The organism is Ruegeria sp. BJ6 (genome assembly GCF_056537885.1).
Window position 1 is genome coordinate 415,188 of the sequence record NZ_JBQFSG010000001.1, and the last position, 23,813, is coordinate 439,000.

Genomic DNA, 23,813 nt, shown 5'->3' on the forward strand with positions numbered 1-23,813 from the left:
TCTCCAAAGCCCCCTTAATGCGAAGCGGCAACCTGGGTCGCGGCCTCAGCCGCGGCCAGAGCCGTGTCATAGTTCGAAATCAGCGCGGCAGTAGAGTTGCCGATCACATCGGTCACCAGCGACGGGTAAACGCCCAACAAAATGGTCATGACGATCAGCGGAGCAAACACCACACGCTCACGCGTGCTCATGTCGGTGATCGACTTGAGGCTTTCCTTGATCAGGTCGCCAAAGACGACCCGCCGGTAAAGCCACAGCGCATAACCGGCCGAAAAGATCACGCCCGAGGCGGCCACCGCGGTGACCCAGGTATTGACCTGGAACGCACCCATAAGCGTCAGGAATTCACCGACAAATCCAGAGGTGCCGGGCAGCCCCACATTGGCCATGGTAAACAGCATGAAGACCAGCGCATAGGCAGGCATCCTGATCACCAGTCCGCCATAGGCCTCGATATCGCGGGTGTGCATCCGGTCATAGATCACACCGACGATGAGGAAGAGAGCAGCCGAGATGAAGCCGTGGCTGAGCATCTGGAAGATCGCCCCGTCCACGCCCTGCTGGTTCGCCGCGAATATCCCCATCGTGACAAAACCCATATGCGCGACCGAGGAATAGGCGATCAGCTTTTTCATGTCCTCCTGCACCAGCGCAACCAGCGAGGTGTAGACGACGGCAATCGCTGACATCCACAGCACAAGGTCCGTCATCACAGCTGATCCCACCGGGAACATCGGCAACGAGAAACGCAGGAAACCGTATCCACCCATTTTCAATAGGATCGCGGCCAGAACCACGGAACCGGCAGTCGGCGCCTGAACGTGGGCATCGGGCAACCAGGTATGCACCGGCCACATCGGCATTTTCACCGCAAACGAAGCAAAGAAGGCCAGGAACATCAGTGTCTGCATCCCGCCAACGACGTAGATGCCCAGAACACTGAAGCTTTCGGACGAGAACTGATGGCTCATCAACGCTTCAATGTCGGTTGTGCCCGCATCCGCATACATCGCCACCATGGCGACCAGCATCAGCACCGAGCCGAGGAAGGTATATAGGAAGAACTTGAAGCTGGCATAAATGCGTTCCTTGCCGCCCCAGATACCAATGATCAGGAACATCGGAATCAGGCCCGCTTCGAAGAACAGGTAGAACAGCACCAGATCCAGCGCCATGAACACGCCCAGCATCAGCGTTTCCAGCAGCAGGAAGGCGATCATGTATTCCTTGACGCGGTCAGTCACGTTCCAGCTGGCCAGAATGGTCAGTGGCATGATGAAAGTGGTCAGGAGAACGAACAGAACGCTGATACCGTCCACACCCATCTTGTACTTCAGGCCCATCAGCCACTTACCCTCTTCCACCATCTGGAAGCCGGTATTCGACGGGTCAAAGTCGGTATAGATGCCGATCGACACCAGGAACGTTACGGTCGTCGCAACCAGCGCAACCCATTTCGCGTTCCGTTGTGCAGCGGCATCTTCACCCCGCAGAAACAGCGCCAGTATCAGCGCCGCGATGGCGGGAATGAATGTGACAATGGATAGGATATTGTCCATCAGTGAGCGCCTCCGCCAATCGACATCCAGGTGACCAGGGCGGCAATGCCCAGAACCATCCAGAAGGCGTAAGTAAAGATGTAACCCGTCTGCGCCTTGCCTGCGAGGCGGGTAAAGAAGGGTACAACGCCCATTGCTACTCCGTTCAGGAAGCCGTCGATTGTGTTGCCGTCACCGCGCTTCCACAGGAACCGCCCCAAGGCCAGTGTCGGCTTGACGAAAACCGCGTCGTAAATTTCATCGAAATACCACTTGTTCAGCAGGAACTGGTACAGATGGCGCTGGTTTTCTGCCAGACGCCCCGGCAACGAAGGGTTCACGATGTAGAAGAGGTAAGACAACGCAAAGCCCAGGACCATCGCGATGAACGGTGACACTTTCACCCATTTCGGTGCGGAGTGTGCATCGTCAAGCACATGATTGTCTGGCGAAATATAGATCGCGCCTTCACCCGGCTTACCTGCAAAGGATGCATGGTGCCCATCAGCAGTCTTGCCGTGGCCATCATCTGCAACGGCCTCGCCATGTCCTTCATCCGACGTCGCCGCATGCGCGGTTTCTTCGCCATGGCCAGCTTCTTCACCATGCGTGGCTGCAGCTTCGTCACCGTGCTCTTCTTCACCGTGCCCTTTGCTTTCGCCATGATCGCCCGCATCTGCGTGCACCTCAGCGCCGCTCATCGGGATGCCATAGAATTTCCCGACCTGATCTGAATGCCCAAAGAAGTTGCCGTACCAGATCATACCCGCGAACACGGCACCCAATGACAGAACACCCAGCGGAACCAGCATGGTCACCGGGCTTTCATGCGCATGTTCGTGCGTATGTTTGTCGCCGCGCTCCTCACCATAGAAGGTCAGGAAGATCAGACGCCACGAATAGAACGAAGTGAACGCAGCAGCGATTACCAACAGCCAGAAGCCATAGGCCGAACCACCCGCGTAAGCACTCTCGATAATGGCATCCTTGGAAAGGAACCCGGCAAAACCAAAGGTCGTCAGTGGGATACCAACCCCAGTGATGGCCAAAGTGCCGATCATCATCGCCCAGAAGGTATAAGGGATCTTTTTCCGCAGATTGCCATAGTTCATCATGTCCTGCTCATGATGCATCGCGTGGATGACCGAACCGGCACCAAGGAACAGCAGAGCCTTAAAGAAGGCGTGCGTGAACAGGTGGAACATTGCCGCCGAGTACATGCCCACACCAGCAGCCACAAACATGTACCCCAGCTGAGAGCAGGTCGAATAGGCGATGACACGTTTGATGTCCGTCTGAACCAGACCAATGGTCGCGGCAAAGAATGCAGTCGATGCGCCAAGCACCGTCACGAAACCCGCCGCACCCGGCGCGAATTCGAACAGCGGCGACATCCGGCATACCAGGAACACGCCCGCCGTCACCATTGTCGCAGCGTGGATCAGTGCCGACACGGGCGTCGGGCCCTCCATCGCGTCCGGCAACCAGGTGTGCAGGATCAATTGCGCCGACTTGCCCATCGCACCGATGAACAGCAACACGCAGACGACCTCGATCGAAGACCACTCGCCCCACAGGAAGGTCAGCTTGCTTTCCGCCAGTGACGGTGCGGCTGCAAACACGTCGGAAAAATTGATGCTGTCGGTCAGGAAAAACAGCGCAAAAATCCCCAGTGCAAAGCCAAAGTCACCCACCCGGTTGACGACAAAAGCCTTGATGGCAGCGGCGTTGGCTGTCGGTTTGCGATAGTAGAACCCGATCAGCAGGTAAGATGCGACACCCACGCCCTCCCAACCAAAGAACATCTGAACCAGGTTGTCCGACGTCACCAGCATCAGCATCGCGAAGGTAAAGAAGCTGAGATAGGCAAAGAAACGGGGCTTATAGCTTTCGCCTTCGCGCCATTGCGGATCGTGATCCATGTAGCCGAAGGAATAGAGGTGCACCAGCGCCGAAACGGTCGTCACCACGATCAGCATGATCGCGGTCAGACGGTCCAGACGGATCGCCCAGCTTGTCGACAACGAACCGCTTTCGATCCAGCGCATGATCTCGATCTGCTGGGTGTGCCCGTCAAAGGTGAAGAACACGATCCAGCTGAGCAGACAGGCCAAAAACAGCAGGCCAGTCGCGGTCCACATGGCGGCTTTTTCGCCAATGAATTTCCAGCCGAACCCGCACAGGATGGCGCCCACGAGCGGGGCAAAGAGGATGGTGGTTTCCATGTTCCCTTACCCCTTCATCATATTGACGTCTTCAACCGCGATGGTCCCACGGTTGCGGAAGAAACAGACCAGAATGGCCAGCCCGATCGCCGCCTCGGCCGCCGCCACGGTCAGCACGAAAAGCGTAAACACCTGCCCGACCAGATCGCCGAGGAAACTGGAAAACGCCACCAAGTTGATATTCACCGCCAGCAGCATCAATTCGATGCTCATCAGCAGGATGATGACGTTCTTGCGGTTCAGGAAGAGACCGAAGATGCCGATGACGAACAGCGTCGCCGCGACCGTAAGATAGTGTTCAAGTCCGATCATCGTCTCAAAGTCCCTGCCCCGGTTTCACATCCTTCAGCTCCATCGCCTTGGCCGGGTCGCGCATCATCTGGCCGACGATGTCCTGACGCTTGATGTCCTGACGGTGGCGCAGCGTCAGAACGATGGCGCCGATCATGGCCACCAGCAGGATCAGGCCTGCCAGTTGGAACAGAAGGAAGTATTGATCGTAAAGAATGACACCCAGCGCCTCTGTATTGTGGCGGTCCGCCGGAACCGGCTGGGCCAGGTTAGCCGCAGCACCCTGCGCGCTGTCCCAAGCTCCGATGGCCATGACGAACTGCATCAGGATCACCAATCCGATCAACAACGCCAGCGGCATATAGCGCGCCATCTCGGCCTTGAGCTCGGCAAAGTCCACGTCCAGCATCATCACCACGAAGAGGAACAGAACCGCGACCGCGCCCACATAGACGATGATCAGCAGCATCGCCACGAACTCGGCCCCCAGCAGAACAAACAGGCCCGCCGAGGACAGGAAGGACAGGATCAGCCACAGCACCGAATGCACCGGCTGGCGGCTGATCACCGTGAACAGCCCGCCGGTGATGGCGCTGATGGCAAACAGGTAGAAGGCAAAGACGGTCATTGATCCTCATCCTCGTTATCGCCCATGACTTCCTGCGCCAGATCCAACGCGCGGGTCATGGCCGGGATGCCGGCAAAGACCGACATCTGACCGATCGTTTCCACGATCTCTTGTTTCTTGGCACCAGCCTCAAGTGCGTGGCGCACGGTCTGACGCACCGCCGAGTCCGCCTGAGCGCCCTGACAGGTCAGCCCGGCCAGCGTCAGAAGCAGGCGGGTTTTGGCATCCAGACCGTCTTTGTTGACGGTGTTGCCGAACATCATCTCCATGACCTCTTTCGGCATGGTCGGCCACAGTGCCTCGAACCCTTTGGGCGAAAAATTCTCCATCGCCGGGTTCATCGCCTTGGCCATTTCCTGAGCCTGCTTCATCATCAGCTCAAACGGATTTTGGGGCGTGTCACTCATCTGTACGGCGCGTCCATTTCCAGATTGCGAGCGATCTCGGCTTCCCAGCGTTCGCCGTTATCCAGAAGTTTCTGCTTGTCGTAGAACAACTCTTCGCGGGTCTCAGTCGCGAATTCGAAGTTCGGACCTTCGACGATAGCATCGACCGGGCAAGCCTCCTGACAGAAGCCGCAATAGATGCATTTGGTCATGTCGATGTCATAGCGCGTGGTGCGGCGGCTGCCGTCTTCGCGCGGTTCGGCGTCGATGGTGATGGCTTGTGCCGGGCAGACGGCTTCACACAGTTTGCAGGCGATGCAGCGTTCCTCGCCATTGGGATAACGGCGCAAAGCATGCTCACCACGAAAGCGCGGGGACAGCGGCCCCTTTTCGTGCGGATAGTTGATGGTGGCTTTGGGGGCAAAGAAATACTTCAGCCCCAGCTTCATGCCGACCCAGAAATCCTGCAGCAGGAAATATTTGGCAGCGCGGGTGTAGTCGATTTGGGTCATGATCAGCCTCCTACGCTCCAACGGGCGAACGCGCCCCAGAACCAGTCGAATTTCGCCGCAAAGGCCACGAACACCACCCAAACCAGCGAGAACGGCAGGAATACTTTCCAGCCCAACCGCATCAGCTGGTCATAGCGGTAGCGGGGCGTGATCGCCTTGACCATCGCGAAGATGAAGAAGAAGAACGCCATCTTCGCCACCATCCACAGCACGCCATCAGGCAGGCCCGGAATCGGGGACAGCCAGCCGCCGAAGAACAGCAGCGACGTCAGCGCGCACATCAGGAAGATTGCGATGTACTCACCCGCCATGAACAACAGGAAGGGCGTGGCCGAGTATTCGACCTGATAGCCGGCGACCAGTTCTGATTCCGCTTCCGGAAGGTCGAACGGCGGGCGGTTGGTCTCAGCAAGCGCCGAGATGAAGAACAGGAATACCATCGGGAAGTGCGGCAGCCAGTACCAGCTGAAGAAGCCGAACGACCCATCCTGTGCCCGAACGATGTCTCCGAAATTCATTGAACCGGTCGAAATGATGATGCCGATGATGATCAGGCCGATGGAGACCTCATACGAGATCATCTGCGCCGCAGAACGCAGCGAACCCAGGAACGGGTACTTTGAGTTCGACGCCCAACCGCCCATAATCACGCCATAAACTTCCAACGAAGACACGGCGAAAACATAGAGGATGGCAACGTTGATATCCGACAGAACCCAGCCATCGTTGAACGGGATCACCGCCCAGGCGATCATCGCCAGAACGAAAGATGTCAGCGGAGCAAGGATGAAAACCGTGCGGTCAGCACCCGCGGGGATCACGACCTCTTTCACCACATATTTCAGCGCGTCCGCCACCGATTGCAGGATGCCATAGACGCCCACAACGTTGGGGCCTCGACGCATCTGGACTGCGGCCCAGATCTTGCGGTCGCCATACACAAGGAACAACAGCGAGATCATCACAAAGGCAACGACTGCAAGCACTTGCGCCAGAATGATGATGGCTATTCCGCCTGGGGTGTTAAAGAATTCAGCCATTGGTCCTCACACCGTGGGTATTCCGTTTTCCGCGGGCGTTGCAAAGGCCATGTGCCTGCGCAAACTGCGGCTGGGTCGGCGCGTTGGTGTAAACAGCATCTGCAGCCGTTGCGCCACCCTTATTGTTGCGTTTCACGCGCAATTCTCTGTTGCCCGCGCCACTTAGCACGTCACAGGTGTCAGAGAGCGATATGAAACAGGTCTGGTTCATTCCGCCGCGATCTTCTGGTTCTTGCGGGCCAACACCTGCGCGGACAGTTCCGCCATCAGTTGCGAGGCGCGTGCAATCGGGTTGGTCAGATAAAAATCCTTGACCGAATTGCGGAACGTCGCTTTGCCCAATGGCGCGGCATCCAACGGCTGAATTTCGTTCCCGATCACCTCGTCGATACGGGCCAGATGCGGAACCGCCTCGATCAGAGCGGTGCGCAGCTGCGCCAGCGAGTCGAAGGGCAATGTCGCCCCCAGTTCCGCAGACAACGCCCGCAGGATGGCCCAGTTTTCCTTGGCCTCGCCCGGAGCAAATCCGGCGCGCATCGCCAGTTGCGGGCGACCTTCGGTGTTCACGAACAGGCCGTTTTCTTCGGTATAGGCCGCACCCGGCAGGATCACATCGGCGCGGTGCGCGCCCCGATCGCCGTGGCTGCCCTGATAGATGACAAAAGCGCCCTCACCGATTTCGACCTCATCCGCCCCGAGGTTAAAGATCACATCCGCCGCGCTGACGGCGTCCATGCCACCCTCGTTGGTGGCATCCACATCCATGGCACCCACGCGCGCGGCGGCGGTGTGCAGAACGATCAAGCCGCTTTCTGTATTGGCAGCAATGGCCTGCGCGGTGGCCAGAACAGCAGCGCCGTCGGCTTCTTGCAGTGCGCCCTGCCCGACAATAACCAGCGAGCGTTTGCCCTTGATCACATCGTCGCCACCCATGTCCACGACCTGTTGCAGCGCCGCGCGGTCATCTCCGACATGGTGATAGCCATAAGTAAGGTCCACAGCCGGGCCAACCAGAGCGACCTCAGCCCCATGCGCCCAGGCCTTGCGAATGCGCGCGTTCAGGACAGGTGCTTCTTCGCGCGGGTTAGTTCCGATCAGAAGGATACGCTCGGCAGCGTCGATATCCTCGATTGCTGCGGTCCCGGCATAAGCGCCCCGATTGCCCGCAGGCAGCTTGGCCCCGTCAGTGCGGCATTCAACAACACCGCCTTGCCCTTCGATCATCTGTTTCAGGGCAAATACAGCCTCGACCGGGGCCAGATCACCGACGATCCCTGCGGGCTTCTCAGCCCCTTTCAGTGCCTCAGCCGCTTTGGTCAGTGCTTCGGGCCATGTCGCAGGGCGCAGCTTGCCGTTTTCGCGCACGTAAGGCTTGTCCAAACGCTGACGACGCAAACCATCCCACACAAAACGGGTCTTGTCGCTGATCCATTCCTCGTTCACGCCGTCATGGTTACGCGGCAAAAAGCGCATCACTTCGCGCCCCTTGGTATCCACGCGGATGTTCGAGCCAAGCGCATCCATCACGTCGATGCTCTCGGTCTTGGTCAGTTCCCAAGGACGCGCAGTGAAGGCATATGGCTTTGAGGTCAACGCCCCAACCGGGCACAGGTCGATGATATTACCCTGCAGGTTCGAATCCAGCGTCTGGTTCAGATACGAGGTGATCTCGGCATCCTCGCCACGTCCGGTCTGACCCATCTGAGTGATCCCAGCCACTTCGGTCGTGAAGCGCACACAACGGGTACAACTGATGCAGCGGGTCATCGCAGTGCCGACCAACGGCCCCAGATCCAGATCATCGACCGCACGCTTGGCTTCCTTGAAGCGCGAGCCCGACACACCATAGGCCATCGCCTGATCCTGCAGGTCGCACTCGCCACCCTGATCGCAGATCGGGCAATCCAGCGGGTGGTTGATGAGCAGAAACTCCATCACCCCCTCGCGGGCCTTCTTTACCATGGGCGAGTTCGTCTTGACCTCGGGCGCCTGTCCTTCCGGCCCCGGACGCAGATCGCGGACCTGCATCGCGCAAGAGGCCGCAGGTTTGGGCGGGCCGCCAACAACCTCCACCAGACACATCCGGCAGTTCCCGGCAATCGACAGGCGCTCGTGATAGCAGAAGCGCGGCACCTCGACCCCGGCCTCTTCGCAGGCCTGGATCAGGGTCATCGCGCCGTCGACTTCGATTTCCTGCCCGTCGATATTGACTTTGCGGAGGTCAGACATGGTCTAGTTCGCCCTCAAATACACGCCAATGGCGCTGTTTCTTTCAATCTCTGCCCGCCCCAGCGTGCAGAATGTCTGTGGCTGCCCGTAGGAAACGCCGTGCTGGGCCAGATAGGCCTCACCCTTGGTCCGCATCCGCGCCTTTTCGGCATCGGATTCGACATAGGCCCGGATTTCCGCATCCGAATAACCCAGTCTATTGGCCTTTGACTTCAAACCCCACATCACCCCGATCGCCTTGAGCCTGCGTCCACTGATATCGTCGCAGTACTCAGAAATCTCATTTGCAATGGCGATGTAGTAGAGTTCGTTGTCGATCTCTTTGACTTCGCGCAAGGGCGGCTTGGCTAGTGCGAACGTCGGAGCGATCAGCAAAGCGGACAATACGGCAATCTTGAAACCAGACATGGCAATTCCTTTCGTCTTGGGTTTGCCCAAGCGAAAGGATTTGGCCACGCTATTCAATAACATCGGGCCTTGCCTGAGATGATATGCAAAAATACCGCTCATGGTCTTTGGCAGGTTCCCGCAAAAGTCAGCGTGTCATCCACAATGCGCAGGTTCTTAGGATCGGTGTCCGGTCCGACCTTCCAGTCGATCTTGGACGAGCCGAAATTGGCGATGCAGTATTTGGTTCCTTCAAAGCGGCCAGCTTCGCGTGCACCATCCAGCGACACTGAAGCGCCATCCACGGTCACCGTGAAATCCGCAAGCGTCACCTTCTTGTCGACAACTTTGGCCTTGGTTCGAAACGCGTGACCGTCGAAAAGGACCTGATCGTTCGATCCTCGTCCGCAACTTGCGACAATGGCCAGCGCGGCGATCAGTCCAAGGGCTGAGATATGTTTATTCATGGCAGCAGATCTCCGGTTCAGCAGCATGGGCCGGATGGTCCGGCGCAACGGTTTGGTTTTGCGATATGATCTTCATCGCTCTCACTCCGCTGCTACCGGGGCGCAAACGTTGTTGCGCCATTGGGTGGCTTGTTTCAGTTCATTCCAGCCAAAGGCATGGTCGCTGTGACCATTTGAACGCAGATGTTCAAGCCGTTCGACTGCCTCATCAAGCGAGGGTTTGTGACCGGCTGGTACCCACCACATCGCAAAGTGCATTTGCCCCAGAACTTCGAACCACTCCTGACGGCGTTCGTAGAACTGTTTGTGAATTGTCCCCCAGACAAACTTTTCAAGGCTCTGCACATCTTCCCAGACTGTCAGATTGGCGACGAATTGCGGGTCATCGCCGATGGTGTTTTCGGTGTTCCCGGTACCCGGTTCACCCGATCCTTCCATCATCCAGACGAAACCGGGCATACGCTTGCCCAGCCCGTTCACGCGCTCAAGGTTCGCCATGAACTCGGCCACACGCGGGTCGCCCGTGGGTGCCAGCAGGCGGCCCACGTTCAGTTCCGCCAGATGATATCCGTCAGGCTGAATCAAAACGCCGCCACCAGTGCCATCAGTGCCAGAACGACCATGCAGGCCCATCCGATCACGTAGAAAACGGACCGCAACCCGCTGTGGGGTTTCCCGATACCACGCAGATGGATCACCAGCATGACAACCCGCGCAACCAGTACCAGCGATGCCAGCAGATTGACCCAAACCGGACTGGCCCCAAGCAGGATCGCGGCTACCGTGACCGCCAGATAGGCGGGCAGCGTTTCGGTTCCGTTCAGGTAAGCCCTGTTCAAACGGTAGGCTTTATCCGAATAATCTTGCTCCGGTGTCGCGCCTGGTGCCAGCCCTTTGCCTGCCTTGGCCAGAGCCGAAAACGGCGAGAGGGCCAAAACAATCAGAGTAAAGATCACCAGCGAGGCTATCGCGTGGGAATATTCGGCAAAGATATCCATCAGGTTCACTCCGCTGCCATCGCACCCATTCGGCCCGTTTTCTGGGCCTTGATGCGGTCCTCGATTTCATCCCGGAAGTTGCGGATCAGGCCCTGGATCGGCCAGGCAGCCGCGTCGCCCAAGGCGCAAATCGTGTGTCCTTCGACCTGCTTGGTCACGTCGAACAGCATGTCGATCTCTTCCAGCTCGGCCTCACCACGCACCAGCCGGTCCATGACACGCATCATCCAGCCGGTGCCTTCGCGGCAAGGCGTGCACTGGCCGCAACTTTCATGCTTGTAGAACTTCGACAGACGCCAGATTGCCTTGATGATGTCGGTGGACTTGTCCATGACGATCACAGCTGCGGTACCCAGGCCCGAGCCCAATTCGCCGCGCAGATAGTCGAAATCCATAATCGCATCGCGCATGTTCTCACCGCGCACGCAAGGCACCGACGATCCCCCGGGGATCACTGCCAGCAGGTTATCCCATCCGCCGCGAATGCCGCCACAATGGGTTTCGATCAGCTCTTCAAAGGAAATCGACATCGCCTCTTCGACGACACAAGGGTTGTTCACATGGCCCGAGATCGCAAACAGCTTGGTGCCCGCGTTGTTCTGGCGGCCAAAGCCCGCGAACCAGTCGGCACCACGGCGCAGGATCGTCGGCACGACAGCGATGGATTCAACGTTGTTCACAGTGGTAGGGCAGCCATAAAGCCCCGCCCCCGCAGGGAACGGAGGTTTCATCCGCGGCATACCCTTCTTGCCCTCAAGGCTTTCGATCAGTGCGGTTTCCTCGCCGCATATATAGGCCCCTGCCCCGTGGTGCAGGAACAGGTCGAAATCCCAGCCCGACCCGGCGGCGTTCTTGCCCAGCAGACCGGCGTCATAGGCTTCGTCAATTGCGGCCTGCAGCGCTTCGCGCTCGCGGATATATTCGCCGCGCAGGTAGATATAGCAGGTATGCGCGTTCATCGCGAAAGACGCGATCAGGCAACCTTCGATCAGCGTATGCGGATCATGGCGCATGATTTCACGGTCTTTACAGGTGCCGGGCTCAGATTCGTCCGCGTTCACCACCAGATAGGCAGGACGCCCATCGCTTTCCTTAGGCATGAATGACCATTTCAGACCCGTAGGAAAACCAGCGCCCCCACGTCCACGAAGGCCCGAGTCCTTCATGGTCTGGATAATCCAGTCGCGCCCCTTGTCGATCAGGCCAGCGGTGCCGTCCCAATGCCCCCGGGCCTGCGCGCCTTTCAGCGTACGCTCGTGCATCCCGTAGATGTTGGTAAAGATCCGGTCCTGATCCTTCAGCATCGCTACTTACCTTTGGCTATCCTGACGCATGCGCCAGAGTTGAAAAATGTTGACGCCTGCATAGATGAACCCTGCCAGAGCGGCAAAATCAAACAGCAGTGCATGTCGCGTCGTCAGTTCCAGTGCGGGACCGATGAACAGGTTCATGGCAAGCCAAAGCGCCATCGTCACGGCTATGACGATGCCGATATGGCGGCCCTTGCGGGCTATGGCCTGTTCCTTGTCCTTGTCCATCTCACCCTGATGCCCTGGATGGGCACCGTCATTTAGTCTTCGTAAGTGCCGTCTTCCTTGGCACGTTTGGCGAATTCGGTTTCCTCACCCGCCGCAAGTTTTCCAGCCTGTTCGATCCAGCCGTCACGCTCGATCCGGCCCTTGAACTTCAGCCGCGCATCTACCCATGCCACGTTTTCCGCAGTCCAGGCCGCGATCTGGTCGTAGTGGTAGAAGCCCAGCTCATTCAGCGTCTCTTCCAGCTTGGGCCCAACGCCTTTGAGCAGCTTCAGATCGTCGGCTTTCCCGTCACGAGGACCGGTCAGAGTTTCGGGCTGATCTTCCTTTGCCGCCCGAGCCTCTTCCGCCTGTTTCACCGCAGGTTTCGCCGGAGCCGGAGCCTTGGGCGGCTTCGGCGCCGCCTTTGTCGCCGCGGCCTTACCATCCTTGCCCAGCCAAGGGGTCAGGATCGGAACCTCGGTCCCGTCGATCCGCTTGACAGTGTCGCCAATGTCCGCAGCCAGCTGTACGCTGGCATTGTACTGTGTCTTGCCGCTTTCATAGTCCTTGAGGCTGCTCAATCCTTTGAGCGGTTCGGCCCCATACCTGCCATTCTGCGGCCCCGGTGTCGGCACCTTACCCGCCGCCAGATCATCAAGGATTTTGCCAAAGCTATCAGCAGTTAGGTCTTCGTAATAATCTTTGCCGATCTGAGCCATCGGCGCGTTGGTGCAGGACCCGAGGCATTCCACCTCTTCCCAGCTCAGCTTGCCATCTGCGGACAGCTCATGCGGCTTGGCGGCGATCTTTTCCTTGCAGACTGCGATCAGATCCTCGGCCCCGCAGATCATGCACGACGTGGTGCCGCACACCTGAATATGCGCAACGGACCCAACCGGTTGCAGCTGGAACATGAAGTAAAAGGACGCCACCTCAAGCACGCGGATATAGGCCATGCCCAGCATGTCGGCGACAGATTCAATCGCCGGACGGGTCAACCAGCCCTCTTGTTCCTGCGCGCGCCACAGCAGAGGGATGACCGCGCTGGCCTGACGCCCCTCGGGGTACTTGGTGATTTGCGCCTCGGCCCATTGCTGGTTAGCAACGGTGAAGGCAAAGCTTTCGGGTTGTTCGGGATGAAGACGGCGGAGCATTAGCGGTCAATCTCTCCAAATACGACGTCCATGGTGCCGATGATGGCGGCGACGTCAGCCAGCTGGTGCCCTCCGGCGACGTGGTCCATGGCTTGCAGATGCAGGAAACCCGGCGCGCGCAGTTTGGCGCGGTAGGGTTTGTTGGTGCCATCGGCGACCAGATAAACGCCAAACTCGCCCTTGGGGGCCTCGACGGCGGCATACACTTCGCCCGCGGGGACGTGGAAGCCTTCGGTGTAAAGCTTGAAGTGATGGATCAGGCTTTCCATCGAAGTCTTCATGTCCGAGCGTTTCGGCGGGGTGATCTTGCCGCGTGCCAGAACGTCGCCCGGGCAGTCGCGCAGCTTGGCGATGGCCTGACGGATGATATGCAGCGACTGGCGCATTTCTTCCATGCGGACGAGGTAACGGTCATAGCAGTCGCCGTTCTTGCCGACGGGGATCTGAAACTCGAATTCGTCATAGCATTCATAGGGCTGCGCGCGACGCAGGTCCCATGCCAGACCAGACCCACGCACCATAACACCCGAGAAACCATATTTCTGGATATCGTCTTCGGTCACGACACCGATATCAGCGTTGCGCTGCTTGAAGATGCGGTTTTCTGTCAGCAGACCGTCGATATCATCGAGAACTGTCGGGAATTCGTGGCTCCACGCCTCGATATCGTCCAGCAGTTCCGGCGGCAGGTCCTGATGCACACCGCCCGGGCGGAAATAGGCCGCGTGAAGTCTGGCGCCACAGGCCCGCTCATAGAACACCATCAGCTTTTCGCGTTCTTCAAAGCCCCACAGTGGCGGGGTCAGCGCGCCGACGTCCATCGCCTGCGTGGTCACGTTCAGCAGGTGATTCAGGATGCGCCCGATCTCGGAATACAGCACCCGGATCAGTGATCCTCGGCGTGGAACCTCGACCCCGGTCAGCTTTTCGATGGCCAGACACCAGGCGTGTTCCTGGTTCATCGGGGCCACATAGTCCAGACGGTCAAAGTACGGCAGGTTCTGCAGATACGTCCGGCTTTCCATCAGCTTTTCGGTACCGCGGTGCAGCAAGCCGATATGTGGGTCGCAGCGTTCGACGATCTCGCCGTCCAGCTCAAGTACCAGACGCAAAACTCCGTGCGCCGCAGGGTGTTGCGGGCCGAAGTTAATGTTAAAATTGCGGATCTTTTGTTCTCCGCTCAGCGCGTCCGTGCTGCCGTCATCGTATCTTGAGCCGTCCATCAACGCCCCCGTTTGTTCTTTTTCGCTTCGGCCCGAACCCGGACCTTTTCCGCCTCGGCAGCTTTGGCTGCAGCCCCTGCCAGCAGGACCCCCAGCGCACCCAGTGCGAACAGTTCCCCCAGCAGCATCAGCATCTCAACGGCGCTCCAGCTCTTGCAGTTTCAATCCAACCCACCACAGCAACGCAATCGTGCCAAATGGGATCAGACAAAGAAGGCACCAGTATTTGTTGATCCCGAAAAACGGCAATATCTTCACCATCGGAATGATGGTCAGCGCAGACAGGATCAGCCACCAGATGCCACCCATTATTCGGTCTCCTGCTTCTCATCCCCCGGCAGAATGTAATTCGCACCTTCCCACGGTGACATGAAATCAAACTGACGGTATTCCTGCACCAGACTGACAGGTTCGTAGACCACGCGCTTTTGCGCCTCATCGTACCGCACCTCGGTATAGCCGGTGGTCGGGAAATCCTTGCGCAGAGGATGGCCGCGGAAACCATAGTCGGTCAGGATGCGCCGCAAGTCTGGGTGGCCCGAGAACAGGATGCCGAACATATCGAATACTTCACGCTCGAACCAGTTGGCCGAGGGGTGAACATCCACGATCGAGGGCACCATATCCTCTTCCCGGATAGACACCCGCAGGCGGATACGCTGGTTCTGGTACATCGACAGGAAGTGATAGACCACGTCGAACCGTTTGACCCGTTCGGGGTAGTCGACGCCAGTAATATCAACCAGTGATGAGAATTTGCAGTTCTGATCGGATTTCAGAAACTCCACGAACTCCACCAGGTTCGACGGGGCGACATCGACATTCAGTTCGCCATGGGTCACATCCCAGGACAGAACACAATCGGCCCGTTTCAGCTCCAACTGCGCGCCGAGTTCCTTGAGTGCGTCGCTCATCAGCTCTCTCCTCAGCGTACGATGGTGCCGGTGCGGCGGATTTTGCGTTGCAGCTGCATTAGGCCGTACAGCAACGCCTCAGCTGTCGGAGGGCAACCGGGGACGTAGATATCGACCGGCACGACACGGTCACAGCCGCGCACAACCGAATAAGAATAGTGATAGTAACCACCACCGTTGGCACAGGAACCCATTGAGATCACATAGCGCGGCTCGGGCATCTGATCATAGACCTTGCGCAGCGCTGGGGCCATCTTGTTGGTCAGAGTACCGGCCACGATCATCACGTCGGACTGACGCGGCGAGGCGCGCGGGGCGATGCCGAACCGTTCCGCGTCATAACGCGGCATCGAGGTGTGCATCATCTCAACCGCGCAGCAGGCCAGACCAAAGGTCATCCAGTGCAACGAGCCGGTACGGGCCCAGTTAATGATGTCTTCGGTCGAGGTCAGCAGGAACCCTTTGTCCTGCAACTCGGCATTCAGGGCCTGGGTGGCGACTTCCTTGTCGACGCCGGCGGTGTTTGCGCCCGTCATCACTCCCATTCCAGGGCCCCTTTCTTCCACTCATAGGCAAAGCCGATGGTCAGCACCGCCAGGAACACCATCATCGACCAGAACCCGACATCACTGATGTCCTTGAACCCGACGGCCCATGGGAAAAGAAAGGCGATTTCCAGATCGAAGATGATGAAAAGAATCGAGACCAGATAGAATCGGACGTCGAATTTCATCCGCGCATCGTCGAAGGCGTTGAACCCACATTCATATGCGCTGACCTTTTCGGGGTCGGGATTGCGGACGGCCAGAACCACAGCCGCAAGAATCAGGACGATTCCAAGGCCTACGGCAACGGCAAGAAACACCAGGATCGGGAGATACTCCCGCAACAGGTCTTCCACGAATAGCTCCTTTCCTGCGCGTGCCCCAAAAGGGTGCGCCGTCAATTGGCGTGTTGACTGGACATTCTCTATCCGCGCGGGGTCAGAGGGTCAACCGAACACAACCACGCACCGGCGCATTATTCGGAACAAATCGGGACAGATTTCCAACTGGTTTTGCGATTGTCGACTTTCGGGCAACAGATGCTAAACCTAAGTTTTCCATGCAGGTTTTCTTTTCCCGAAAAACGCTTCGATCCCCTCGTGGGCCTCGTCCGTTTCCCAGCGGTCGACCAGCGCCTGAATCGTCTGGTCGATCACGTTGTCATCAATTCCAGGACCAAGTGTCCCGATCAGTTGCTTGGCCGAGGCAACCGCGCCGGGGGCGCAGGACAAATATGGCACCACCTCGGCTTCGACCGCGTCCGCCAGATCATCTGATGGCACCGCCTTTGCAAGAAGCCCAAGCTCCACCGCCTCGGACGCGTCAAACAATCGTGCGGACATGAACACGCGCCTCGCGCGCGCTTCACCCATCCGGGCTATTACATATGGTCCGATCGTGGCCGGGATCAGACCCAGACGAGTCTCGGTCAGTCCCATTTTCAGGCTGTTCACGCCAATTGCCACATCACAGACCGATGCCATCCCTACACCGCCACCAAAAGCATTGCCCTGCAACGCGCCGATCAGCGGTTTGGGCAGTGTATTCAACGCCTGCAACATCTCGGCCAGTTTGCGCGCCTCAGCAAACCGGGTGTCGGGATCAGCCGCCATTTGGGCCTGCATCCATCCCAGGTCGCCCCCCGCGCAAAACGTCTTACCCGCGCCGGTCAAAACCACGACCCGCACCGCATCATCCCCGGCAAGACGTTTGGCAGCCTCAGTCAGTTCAGAAATCATCTGTGCAGACATGGCGTTGTGTTTTTCTGGACGGTTAAGCGTCAGCGTCGCGACACCCCGTTCATCGGTCACCAGTGAGATCGTTTCGAACATGCCTTGCCCTTATTCCTGCCTCATGGCGCGCGCCATTGTCGCCGCCTCCTCAATAACCGCGAGGTCAAGCCCGGTCTCGTATCCCAACCGCTCAAGATGCGCAGCCAGCGCCTCGGTCGCCACGTTTCCGGCAGCCCCCGGCGCATAGGGGCATCCCCCCAGACCGCCAACCGCTGCATCGAACACCCGCACACCCAGCGCCAGCGAGGCGTCGACGTTGTCGATGGCACGCCCTGACGTGTCGTGGAAATGCCCAGCCAATCGGGTTACGGGAACCCGTTCGCGGACGGCCAAAAGCATATGTGCAATCGAGTCCGGCGTCGCCTGACCAATCGTATCGCCCAGCGAAATTTCATAACACCCGTGCGAGAACAGCAGATCCGCGACTTCGGCCACTTTTTCCGGCGGCGTAGGGCCGTCATAGGGGCAGTCGGTCACGCACGAGACATAGCCACGCACCGGCAGATCGATGTGGCGTGCAGCTTCGAGGATTGGCACGAACCGCTCTATCGATTCCTCGATTGTCGCGTTGATATTCGCTTTCGAGAAACCCTCCGACGCCGATGCAAACACTGCAATCTCGTCGGCTTTCGCGGCAAGCGCATCCTCATATCCACGCATGTTGGGGGTCAGCGCCGCATAGCGAATGCCGTCTGCACGGGTGATACCCGCCAGAACTTCGCCGCTGCCCGCCATCTGTGGCACCCATTTGGGTGAGACAAAGCTGGCAACCTCGATCCGGCTGAAGCCAGCACGGCTCAGGCAATCGACCAACGCGACCTTGCTGGCGACAGGAATTTCGCGTGCCTCGTTCTGCAACCCGTCGCGCGGGCCAACTTCAAAAATTTCAACGCGGTCGCCCATTATTCCCTCCGAAGTTCCTTTAATTACGCCGGGATTGCCGGATCACTCGACTTCTTCCAACCTCACCAGTGCCGCGCCGGCTTCGACCTGACTGCCCGCGTCGGTCAGCACTTCCGCCACGACACCATCGCGCGCCGCAAGCAACGAATGCTCCATCTTCATGGCCTCCAGAATGGCCATCCGGTCACCTTCTTTGACCGTTTGACCTGCTTTCGCAAACACGGCCTTGACCAACCCCGGCATCGGCGCCTCGATCACGTTGACATCACCGGTGGCACTGGTGTCGCGGTCAAGCGGATCAACAATTCCAAACACCGTCCCGTTGGCGCCAAAAACCGTAGCGACCGAACCGGAGATTGCAACCCGAGGCAACTTCATACCTTCTAAGCACCAGACACCATCTCTCCGCTCTGCAACGAACCGGGTATCGTCGATTGTCCAGTTTTGCAGATCAGGAGATTGCACCTGAACATCCAGATTCACGACGTCACTGCCCCAAGTTAGTTGAATGGCGCGATGCAACGGTGCCCAGAGGGCGAAGCCACTAACATCCTGAGTATCCGTCAACTGAGACGCAGCCATCGCAGCGGCGATTGTCTGTATCGGTTCAGGCGATGCCTCCTGCACCAGTGAATCAAGATCCCGGGCAATAAGCCCGGTATCCACGTCCCCCGAAGCAAAGCCATTGTGCCGCGCCAGTTCACCCAGGAATGCCAGATTTGTGACGGTGCCTGCGACCTCGGTTCCGGACAAGGCGCGGCTTAACGACGCCAACGCGACCTCACGCGTTGGGCCGTGCACGATTACCTTGGCAATCATGGGATCATACCAGGGGCTGATTGTATCACCTGCCCGAACACCGCTGTCGGCGCGGCACGTTTTCGGAAACTCCAGATGCGTCAGTGTTCCGGTGGCAGGTAAAAAGCCCTTGGGCACGTCTTCTGCATAAAGCCGCGCTTCGAAAGCATGACCTGAAATCGCCAACTCCTCTTGCCGCGCAGGCAAGCGTTCTCCCGAGGCGACCCGCAGTTGCCAGTCAACCAGATCTATGCCGGTGATCGCCTCGGTAACGGGGTGTTCAACCTGCAATCGAGTGTTCATTTCCATGAACCAGAAGCGGTCCGGACGTAATCCGTCCGAGGCATCGACGATGAACTCAACCGTACCTGCACCCTTGTATCCGATCGCCTCGGCCGCACGCACACCCGCCTGCCCCATCGCCTCACGCATCTCGGTCGTCATGCCGGGGGCCGGGGCTTCTTCGATCACTTTCTGATGTCGCCGTTGCAGCGAACAGTCACGTTCAAACAGATGGACCGCGTTTGTGCCGTCGCCGAAAACCTGCACTTCAATGTGACGCGGTTTGGCGACGAATTTCTCGACCAACACGGCGTCGTTTCCAAACGCGGTGCGTGCCTCACCCCGTGCACTGTCCAAAGCCGCTGCGAAATCCTCGGGCCTTTCCACAAGGCGCATGCCTTTGCCGCCACCGCCGGCAACTGCCTTGATCAACACCGGATAGCCGATGGCATCAGCAGCTCCGGCAAGGTGTTCGTCGTCCTGATTGTCACCGTGGTATCCGGGAACCACCGGAACTCCGGCCTGTTCCATCAGCACCTTGGCCGCGTCCTTAAGGCCCATCTTGCGGATCGCTGCCGCCGAGGGGCCGATGAAGGTCAGACCCGCAGCCTCAACAGCATCCACGAAATCGGGGTTTTCAGACAAAAAGCCATAACCGGGGTGAATTGCCTTCGCGCCGGTATCGAGCGCGGCCTGAATGATCACATCCCCCTTCAGATAACTTTCTGCAGGTGCCGCACCACCGATATGCACCGCCTCATCCGCCATTTGAACGTGCTTGGCTGCGGCGTCAGCGTCCGAATAAACGGCCACGCAGGAAACACCCATCTTCTGAGCCGTTTCCATCACCCGGCAGGCAATCTCGCCCCGGTTGGCAATCAGGATTTTATTGAACATGCTTAACTTTTCCTTCCCCGGCGGAATCCTTCAAAGAAGGGTTTTGCCAAAAGAACTTTCTCAGAAAATTCTCCATCGCGGTCACATCCTGAACACGCCGAAACGTGTCTCCTCGATGGGCGCATTCAAGGCTGCGCTCAGCGACAGCGCCAAGACATCACGACTTTTGCGCGGATCGATGATGCCATCATCCCATAGGCGCGCGGACGCGTAGAGGGGATGCGATTGCTCCTCGAACATTTCCAGCGTCGGGCGTTTGAATTCGGCCTCTTCCTCGACCGACCATGTGCCGCCCTGCCGTTCGATGCCGTCTCGTTTGACGGTGGCCAGCACACCTGCCGCCTGTTCTCCACCCATGACCGAGATGCGAGAATTCGGCCATGTCCACAAGAACCGGGGCTGATAGGCGCGGCCCGCCATGCCGTAGTTCCCGGCCCCGAACGAGCCACCCACGAGCATGGTGATCTTGGGCACCGAAGTCGTCGCCACGGCGGTCACCATCTTGGCCCCATGCCGCGCGATGCCCTCGTTCTCGTATTTTCGTCCAACCATAAATCCGGTGATGTTCTGCAGGAACACCAGAGGGATTTTGCGCTGCGAACACAGCTCGACAAAGTGCGCGCCCTTTTGCGCGGCCTCTGAAAACAGCACGCCGTTATTGGCGATGATCCCAACCGGGCAGCCTTTGACATGGGCAAACCCTGTCACGAGTGTGTCGCCAAAGCGCGACTTGAATTCGTCGAAACGCGATCCATCAACCAGCCGGGCGATCACTTCACGAATGTCATAAGGAGTGCGCAGATCAGCCGGGACAACGCCTAGGATTTCCTCGGGGTCATATGCCGGGTCTTCGGGGCTGGCCCAATCCACCGTCTGCGGCCTGCGTCGGTTCAGCGATCCAACCGCGCGGCGCGCCAGTGCAAGCGCGTGGGCGTCATCCTCGGCCAGATAATCGGCCACACCGGACAAACGGGTGTGGACGTCACCGCCACCCAGATCCTCGGAACTGACAACCTCACCTGTTGCGGCCTTGACCAAAGGCGGGCCGGCCAGAAAGATCGTGCCCTGCTCCTTGACGATGATCGTCACGTCCGACATCGCGGGCACGTAAGCGCCGCCCGCCGTACAAGACCCCATGACCACCGCGATCTGAGGGATGCCCTTCGCGCTCATCCGCGCCTGATTGTAGAAGATGCGCCCAAAATGGTCTCGGTCTGGAAAGACCTCATCCTGATTGGGCAAGTTCGCGCCGCCACTATCGACCAGATAGATGCAGGGCAGATTGTTTTCCTCGGCGATCTCCTGCGCGCGCAGGTGTTTCTTGACCGACATCGGATAATAGGTGCCGCCCTTCACGGTGGCGTCGTTGCAGACCACCATGACCTCCTGCCCCTGCACCCGGCCAATACCGGCAACAACCCCGGCGGACGGAGCTGCATCGCCGTACATCCCATGCGCCGCCGTTGCACCAATTTCCAAAAACGGAGACCCCGGGTCCAGCAGGTTCGCAACCCGACGGCGGGGCAGCATCTTGCCGCGCGATTCATGGCGTGCGCGTGATTTCTCGCCGCCACCCATGCGGGCTGCTTCGGCAGCGGCAGATATCTGCGCCAGCGCGTCGAGATGCGCTGCGCGGTTTGCCTTGAAGCCCTCTGAAGTAGGCATAGCTTTGGATGTGAGCTTCATTCAGCCACCTCGATTTTGAATAAACGGTTTGCCAACGGAAGAACGCCCCAGATTGTTACGATAAGAACGCTAACGATTTTTAGCGTACCGAGCAGAAATCCGGGCCAGTTAAACAATTCGCGCAGTTCCTGAACGGTTTTGCCACCTCCTTCGAAATCAAACGAATAGGAAACGGCAAAGGCGCAAGCAAAGCAGACAACCCAATAGACAAACGTTGAAAACGCAGTCACACGGAGTTTCTCGTTGCAATTTATGCAGTGTACGAATTTGACACCAACGTCCGTACCATAAGCGGTCCCCCACATTTTCCAACTCGGCAATAGAGTGGTGCAATTTGGGCATCGTAGGCCGCTTATGCGATCAGAAATGCTCATTAAGACACTTCCCCCGCCGCCCGCGCCTTCAGTTCCTTCCGGATCACCTTCCCGGTCACCGTCATCGGCAGTTCCTCAAGAAATGCGACCTCACGGGGATAGGAATACTGCGCCAGACGGTCCTTGACCCATTCCTGCAACTCAGCGCCCGACGCCTCGCCCCCCGGTTTCAGCACAACATAAGCCTTGACGATCTCGGTCCGCAGCGGGTCGGGCTTGCCGACCACGCCCACCGTCGCCACTGCCGGGTGCGTCAGCAGACAATCTTCGATCTCGGCCGGACCGATGCGGTATCCAGCGGACGTTATCACGTCATCATCCCGACCCACGAAACGCAAATAGTCACCTTCCCACACGCCACGATCGCCGGTAATCAGCCAGTTACCCCGGAATTTCTCGGCCGTTGCCTCAGGTCGGTTCCAGTATTCCAGCAGCATCGAGGCCGAACCGCGCCGGATGGCCACATCGCCCTCTTCCTCTGTCGGATTACCGTCATCGTCGATGACGGCAACCACATGCCCCGGCACCGGCTTACCAATACAGCCGGGCTGCACTGGGAAATCCCGTGCACAGGAGGAGACGACCATATTGCATTCGGTCTGACCGTAGAATTCGTTGATCGTAAGGCCGAAAGCCTTTTCCCCCCAAGCCAGCATTTCGGCGCCCAGCGGCTCACCGCCCGAGGCGACAGAGCGCAGGCCCGGAATGGACTGGTCCGCAGCCTTGAGCATCCTCAATGCGGTGGGCGGGAAGAACACGTTGCGCACACCGCCGCGTTCGATCACTTCGGCGCAGGCCTCGGGCGTGAATTTCTCCAACCTTGCGGCAACAACCGGAATGCCCAGCGCCAATCCCGGCATCAGCACGTCGAACAATCCACCGATCCAGGCCCAGTCGGCAGGTGTCCACAAGCAATCACCGTCCTGCAGGTTATTGTGACTGATCGAAACGCCGGGCAGATGGCCGGTCAACACGCGATGACCGTGCAATGCACCCTTAGGACTGCCCGTTGTCCCGGAGGTATAGATCAGCACCGCAGGGTCTTCGGAGCTAATATCGGCGAATGGCACTGGCTCACCAGCTTCACCGATTTCAGCTGCGATCAACGGGGTGGCCAGATCCGTCAGCATGGCGGCGCCCTCGGCGTCGGTCAGCACAAATTGGGCACCCGCATCGCCAACGCGGGACTTAAGGGCGTCCCGTTTGAACAGTTTGAACAAGGGAACCGAAATCGCCCCGATCTTCCAGATCGCAAGATGGGCAGCCGCGCACCAGGGCGACTGGCTGAGCAATACACCAACCCGATCACCGGGCCGCACCCGCTGCAGAAGCGCGCGAGCGATTCCATCCGTCATGTCTGACAGCTGACCATAGGTGACCTGCCTGAAACTACCTTCCGTCAGATCAATCAGTGCAACTTGCTGTTTCGGCTTGGACAGGCATTGGCTTGCCATATTCAGCCGATCAGGCACATCCCAGCCGCCCGCTGAATGCAATCCGGGTATGCGCTCAGAGCGAGGCATGGCG

At 58.6% G+C, this 23,813-nt stretch carries 28 protein-coding genes; all 28 read right to left on the reverse strand.

Annotated features, from left to right (window positions below; genetic code table 11):
• Positions 1-14: 14 nt before the first annotated feature.
• Positions 15-1,559, reverse strand: coding sequence for an NADH-quinone oxidoreductase subunit M (locus ACR0D6_RS01930; protein ID WP_170650672.1), 1,545 nt, complete (start codon positions 1,557-1,559; stop codon positions 15-17).
• Entirely contained in the window at positions 1,559-3,763 is a 2,205-nt protein-coding gene (nuoL, locus tag ACR0D6_RS01935; RefSeq protein WP_480764274.1) for an NADH-quinone oxidoreductase subunit L, read from the reverse strand. The genes ACR0D6_RS01930 and nuoL overlap by 1 nt, the downstream gene beginning before the upstream one ends.
• A 6-nt stretch (positions 3,764-3,769) precedes the next feature.
• Positions 3,770-4,075 carry an NADH-quinone oxidoreductase subunit NuoK gene (gene nuoK, locus ACR0D6_RS01940; protein WP_005984024.1) on the reverse strand — a complete coding sequence of 102 codons (306 nt, stop codon included), beginning with the start codon at positions 4,073-4,075 and terminating at the stop codon, positions 3,770-3,772.
• A gap of 4 nt (positions 4,076-4,079) precedes the next feature.
• The gene (locus ACR0D6_RS01945; protein ID WP_170650674.1) at positions 4,080-4,682 is read right to left on the reverse strand and encodes an NADH-quinone oxidoreductase subunit J; all 603 of its coding nucleotides are present in this window, start codon (positions 4,680-4,682) and stop codon (positions 4,080-4,082) included.
• Complete coding sequence (locus ACR0D6_RS01950; RefSeq protein WP_170494155.1) at positions 4,679-5,089, reverse strand: carboxymuconolactone decarboxylase family protein; 411 nt, start codon at positions 5,087-5,089, stop codon at positions 4,679-4,681. The genes ACR0D6_RS01945 and ACR0D6_RS01950 overlap by 4 nt, the downstream gene beginning before the upstream one ends.
• Entirely contained in the window at positions 5,086-5,580 is a 495-nt protein-coding gene (gene nuoI, locus ACR0D6_RS01955; protein ID WP_170348157.1) for an NADH-quinone oxidoreductase subunit NuoI, read from the reverse strand. The genes ACR0D6_RS01950 and nuoI overlap by 4 nt, the downstream gene beginning before the upstream one ends.
• 2 nt (positions 5,581-5,582) lie before the next feature.
• Positions 5,583-6,620, reverse strand: coding sequence for an NADH-quinone oxidoreductase subunit NuoH (gene nuoH / locus ACR0D6_RS01960; protein ID WP_170650675.1), 1,038 nt, complete (start codon positions 6,618-6,620; stop codon positions 5,583-5,585).
• Positions 6,613-6,831, reverse strand: coding sequence for a hypothetical protein (locus tag ACR0D6_RS01965; protein WP_480764275.1), 219 nt, complete (start codon positions 6,829-6,831; stop codon positions 6,613-6,615). The genes nuoH and ACR0D6_RS01965 overlap by 8 nt, the downstream gene beginning before the upstream one ends.
• Positions 6,828-8,849, reverse strand: a complete 2,022-nt coding sequence (gene nuoG / locus ACR0D6_RS01970) for an NADH-quinone oxidoreductase subunit NuoG (RefSeq protein ID WP_480764276.1) — start codon at positions 8,847-8,849, stop codon at positions 6,828-6,830. Before nuoG ends, ACR0D6_RS01965 begins: the two co-directional genes overlap by 4 nt.
• A gap of 3 nt (positions 8,850-8,852) precedes the next feature.
• On the reverse strand, positions 8,853-9,257 hold the full coding sequence (locus ACR0D6_RS01975) for a DUF5333 domain-containing protein (RefSeq protein WP_480764277.1): 405 nt from the start codon (positions 9,255-9,257) through the stop codon (positions 8,853-8,855).
• A gap of 98 nt (positions 9,258-9,355) precedes the next feature.
• Positions 9,356-9,703 (reverse strand): hypothetical protein, encoded by a 348-nt coding sequence (locus ACR0D6_RS01980; RefSeq protein WP_480764278.1) that lies wholly within the window; start codon positions 9,701-9,703, stop codon positions 9,356-9,358.
• Between the two features lie 81 nt (positions 9,704-9,784).
• Positions 9,785-10,288, reverse strand: coding sequence for a DUF3291 domain-containing protein (locus tag ACR0D6_RS01985; protein WP_480764279.1), 504 nt, complete (start codon positions 10,286-10,288; stop codon positions 9,785-9,787).
• Positions 10,285-10,701, reverse strand: coding sequence for an MAPEG family protein (locus ACR0D6_RS01990; RefSeq protein ID WP_170650680.1), 417 nt, complete (start codon positions 10,699-10,701; stop codon positions 10,285-10,287). Before ACR0D6_RS01990 ends, ACR0D6_RS01985 begins: the two co-directional genes overlap by 4 nt.
• Before the next feature lie 5 nt (positions 10,702-10,706).
• The gene (gene nuoF / locus ACR0D6_RS01995) at positions 10,707-12,005 is read right to left on the reverse strand and encodes an NADH-quinone oxidoreductase subunit NuoF (RefSeq protein WP_480764280.1); all 1,299 of its coding nucleotides are present in this window, start codon (positions 12,003-12,005) and stop codon (positions 10,707-10,709) included.
• A 6-nt stretch (positions 12,006-12,011) separates the two neighbouring features.
• The gene (locus ACR0D6_RS02000) at positions 12,012-12,239 is read right to left on the reverse strand and encodes a DUF5337 domain-containing protein (RefSeq protein WP_480448933.1); all 228 of its coding nucleotides are present in this window, start codon (positions 12,237-12,239) and stop codon (positions 12,012-12,014) included.
• Positions 12,240-12,271: 32 nt separating this feature from the next.
• Positions 12,272-13,372 (reverse strand): NADH-quinone oxidoreductase subunit NuoE, encoded by a 1,101-nt coding sequence (gene nuoE / locus ACR0D6_RS02005; protein WP_480764281.1) that lies wholly within the window; start codon positions 13,370-13,372, stop codon positions 12,272-12,274.
• Entirely contained in the window at positions 13,372-14,595 is a 1,224-nt protein-coding gene (locus tag ACR0D6_RS02010; protein ID WP_480764282.1) for an NADH-quinone oxidoreductase subunit D, read from the reverse strand. The genes nuoE and ACR0D6_RS02010 overlap by 1 nt, the downstream gene beginning before the upstream one ends.
• Positions 14,595-14,729, reverse strand: a complete 135-nt coding sequence (locus tag ACR0D6_RS02015; RefSeq protein ID WP_480727077.1) for a hypothetical protein — start codon at positions 14,727-14,729, stop codon at positions 14,595-14,597. Before ACR0D6_RS02015 ends, ACR0D6_RS02010 begins: the two co-directional genes overlap by 1 nt.
• Position 14,730: 1 nt before the next feature.
• Positions 14,731-14,904 (reverse strand): hypothetical protein, encoded by a 174-nt coding sequence (locus tag ACR0D6_RS02020; protein ID WP_170433422.1) that lies wholly within the window; start codon positions 14,902-14,904, stop codon positions 14,731-14,733.
• Positions 14,904-15,509 (reverse strand): NADH-quinone oxidoreductase subunit C, encoded by a 606-nt coding sequence (locus ACR0D6_RS02025; RefSeq protein WP_170650685.1) that lies wholly within the window; start codon positions 15,507-15,509, stop codon positions 14,904-14,906. Before ACR0D6_RS02025 ends, ACR0D6_RS02020 begins: the two co-directional genes overlap by 1 nt.
• Positions 15,510-15,520: 11 nt before the next feature.
• A complete protein-coding gene (locus tag ACR0D6_RS02030) occupies positions 15,521-16,054 on the reverse strand; it encodes a NuoB/complex I 20 kDa subunit family protein (RefSeq protein WP_010442777.1) in 534 nt (177 codons plus the stop codon).
• The gene (locus ACR0D6_RS02035; RefSeq protein WP_170325678.1) at positions 16,045-16,410 is read right to left on the reverse strand and encodes an NADH-quinone oxidoreductase subunit A; all 366 of its coding nucleotides are present in this window, start codon (positions 16,408-16,410) and stop codon (positions 16,045-16,047) included. Before ACR0D6_RS02035 ends, ACR0D6_RS02030 begins: the two co-directional genes overlap by 10 nt.
• A 192-nt stretch (positions 16,411-16,602) precedes the next feature.
• On the reverse strand, positions 16,603-17,385 hold the full coding sequence (locus tag ACR0D6_RS02040; protein ID WP_480764283.1) for a crotonase/enoyl-CoA hydratase family protein: 783 nt from the start codon (positions 17,383-17,385) through the stop codon (positions 16,603-16,605).
• A gap of 9 nt (positions 17,386-17,394) precedes the next feature.
• On the reverse strand, positions 17,395-18,249 hold the full coding sequence (locus tag ACR0D6_RS02045; protein ID WP_480448924.1) for a hydroxymethylglutaryl-CoA lyase: 855 nt from the start codon (positions 18,247-18,249) through the stop codon (positions 17,395-17,397).
• 42 nt (positions 18,250-18,291) lie between these two features.
• A complete protein-coding gene (locus ACR0D6_RS02050) occupies positions 18,292-20,226 on the reverse strand; it encodes an acetyl/propionyl/methylcrotonyl-CoA carboxylase subunit alpha (protein ID WP_480764284.1) in 1,935 nt (644 codons plus the stop codon).
• Between the two features lie 81 nt (positions 20,227-20,307).
• Entirely contained in the window at positions 20,308-21,912 is a 1,605-nt protein-coding gene (locus ACR0D6_RS02055) for a carboxyl transferase domain-containing protein (protein ID WP_480764285.1), read from the reverse strand.
• Entirely contained in the window at positions 21,909-22,142 is a 234-nt protein-coding gene (locus ACR0D6_RS02060) for a hypothetical protein (RefSeq protein WP_170650690.1), read from the reverse strand. Before ACR0D6_RS02060 ends, ACR0D6_RS02055 begins: the two co-directional genes overlap by 4 nt.
• A gap of 143 nt (positions 22,143-22,285) precedes the next feature.
• The gene (locus ACR0D6_RS02065; RefSeq protein WP_480764286.1) at positions 22,286-23,809 is read right to left on the reverse strand and encodes an AMP-binding protein; all 1,524 of its coding nucleotides are present in this window, start codon (positions 23,807-23,809) and stop codon (positions 22,286-22,288) included.
• Positions 23,810-23,813 lie beyond the last annotated feature (4 nt).